General features: G+C 67.1%; 2 protein-coding genes. Both read right to left on the bottom strand.

The genetic code is table 11. From position 1 onward, the window contains the following. Nucleotides 1-61 precede the first annotated feature (61 nt). Nucleotides 62-457, bottom strand: a complete 396-nt coding sequence (locus ACSFA3_RS26225; RefSeq protein WP_435465109.1) for a COG4315 family predicted lipoprotein — start codon at nucleotides 455-457, stop codon at nucleotides 62-64. A gap of 92 nt (nucleotides 458-549) precedes the next feature. Next, nucleotides 550-1,019: anti-sigma factor family protein (locus ACSFA3_RS26230; protein ID WP_435508219.1), on the bottom strand; the 470-nt coding region annotated here is incomplete at its 5' end.

The following is a 1,019-nucleotide window of genomic DNA, read 5'->3' on the forward strand; positions in this document are numbered from 1 at the left end:
GAAAAGCCGATAAAGAAAACGCCGGCAGGAGCCGGCGTTCTTGCGTCAGATCCGCGAGGGATCAGGGACGGGCGACTTTCCAGGCGCCGCCGGCCACGCCGTCGCCGGTCTTGTCACCGGGCTTGGCATCCTTGGCCCAGTAGTACAGCGGCCAGCCCTTGTAGGCCCACTGGCGCTTGCCGTCTTCGCGAATGATGATGGTGTAGCCGCCGATGGGCTTGGCGGTGTCGGCCACGCCGAGCGCGGGCCAGTTGGCGGCGCACTGGGCGTTGCAGGCGGAGGTGCCGGAACCGGCGGTGTCCTTGGTGAAGGTGTACAGCGTCATCCCGTTCGGTCCGACCAGCACGCCGTCGGCGGTGCGGGTGGGCGTGTCGGGGGCGCTGGCGGTCTTGTTGGACATGCCGCCGCAGCCGGCGAGCAGGGCCGCCGCGAGGATCGAGGCGCTGAGCAATTTCATGCAGTTTCTCCTTCAGTTGAAAAATCGCGAAAACAAGCCTGGTGACGGAAAGCCGGGCAATGTGATTGCGCGACCGGCAGTTTATGCGGTCGCTACGACAAATCGCGGTAGGCCAGCGTCGCAAGTTTGAGCAGAACTTCTCGCGGCAGCTTGCCGGCGAGGGCATAGCCGAAGCCCTGGTCGACCCAGTAGAAGCTGGGCACGGGGCCTTCGGAGGCGAAGCGGAAGGCGGTTTCGCGTGCGGCGGTGGCCCCGGCGGCATTGGCGTCCAGCGTGCCGATGTAGAGCGTCACGCGCTCGCCGGCAGCGTCCTCGAACATGAATTGGGCGCGCGCGCCGGTTTCCCCGGGCAGCAGGCGGCCGCCGACCAGGGTGTAGCCCTGGGTGGAGAGGTCGGGCACCTTCAGCGGCCGGTCAAGGCGCCTGGAGAGCCACTGGACCAGGTGTTGCTGCTCGGAGGCGGCCACTTCGACGGGGTGTCTTTTTTCGGGTGCGTAGACGGCGTGCGCGACCGAGGCGTCGTGCACGAATTCGCGCACCGCCGGCACTTTGGCCAGTTGCG

It is taken from the genome of Variovorax glucosi (genome assembly GCF_051216695.1).
In the GTDB taxonomy this organism is placed as follows: domain Bacteria; phylum Pseudomonadota; class Gammaproteobacteria; order Burkholderiales; family Burkholderiaceae_C; genus Variovorax.

Bases quoted from the DNA above. Each gene is read 5' to 3' on its own strand.
- ACSFA3_RS26225 (WP_435465109.1), bottom strand. From the start codon at position 457: ATGAAATTGCTCAGCGCCTCGATCCTCGCGGCGGCCCTGCTCGCCGGC.